This window comes from Rhizobacter sp. P2_H2 (assembly GCF_056403375.1).
In genome coordinates this window covers 1-1,062 of sequence record NZ_JBFUFP010001459.1, presented here as the reverse complement: position 1 = coordinate 1,062, position 1,062 = coordinate 1, and the positions used below count along the sequence as shown (strand labels likewise).

The window sequence follows — 1,062 nt, the reverse complement described above, 5'->3', positions numbered from 1 at the left end:
GATCATCTCCAGCGCCAGCATCAGGCGCGGCTCGCGGCCGGCAGCCTGCAGCGACCGCGCGTGCACGGCGCTGCCCATGACGGCGCTGCGGAAGTACGGCGGCTCCTCGAGCGTGTACGCGACGAGCTCGACCGGCCGCGGCGGCGGATCGCGCGCCAGGAGGCGGGCCAGTTCGAGCAGGCCCGCGACGCCGCTCGCGTTGTCGTCGGCACCGGGTGTTGAACCGCCCTCTCCGCCGTCGTGCGCGCCGTCGTGCGAGTCGTAGTGCGCGCCGATCACGAGCGGGGCGCCGTCTGCCGGGCCGAAGCGGGCCACCAGGTTGCGATGCCGGGCCGCGCCCACGGCGAACTCCTGCACGCTCACCACCGCGCCGCAGGCACGCAGCTCATCGGCCACGTACGCCGCCGCGGCATCGAGCCGCCCCGACGCCCCGGCCACGCGCGGATGCAGGTCGACCGAGAGGCGACGCACATGCGCCTTCAGGCGGTCGGCGTCGACCGGAGGCGGTTGCGACACGATCGACATCACGCCGGGCTGCGTGACGACGAACCACGCGGCAACGAGCACCGCGAACACAGCGGCGAACGCGATCCAGAACCCTGTCTTCATGCGAGATCCTTCGAGCGTTGACAGGCCGCGATCGTGCCCACGGCGATGCATCCCGTGGGCTGGCATCCGACGATCGACCGATTCGGGGCCGCGAACGTCAGGCCGACGCCCGCGCCGGCTGTCTGACAGGCTCGCCAGCATCCCTCGAACTTGGGGGGGTCGGCACCGCGGTGGCCCGCCGGGGTGACTTTGGTCGAACGCCGCAGCGCGACCCGGCCGCAATAATGGCCCGATGCCCGCACGACGAGACAAACCCCGCCCGCCGCGACGGTCGACTGCCGCCCACCGGGCCGGCATCGGCCTGCTGGTGCTGGCGGGTGCATTCGCCGGTTGCGGGCCGGCCCAATCCAACGAAGGCGGCAACGGCATGATCTTCGGCCTGTTCAAGAGCAAGCTGACGTCGACCGTCAGCCCGCAGCTGGGCGCATCGCTGGTGCGCGAATCAGCCTGGCC

2 protein-coding genes are annotated in these 1,062 nt (G+C 72.3%); one reads left to right on the top strand and one right to left on the bottom strand.

Annotated elements, in window-relative coordinates:
• On the bottom strand, window positions 1-609 hold a 609-nt coding region (locus AC1D15_RS33920), incomplete at its 3' end, for a M28 family peptidase (RefSeq protein WP_477829526.1).
• 232 nt (window positions 610-841) lie between these two features.
• On the opposite strand from AC1D15_RS33920, the gene AC1D15_RS33915 reads away from it, so the two are divergent.
• Window positions 842-1,062 (top strand): hypothetical protein (locus tag AC1D15_RS33915; protein WP_477829525.1); only part of this gene is annotated, 221 nt, incomplete at its 3' end.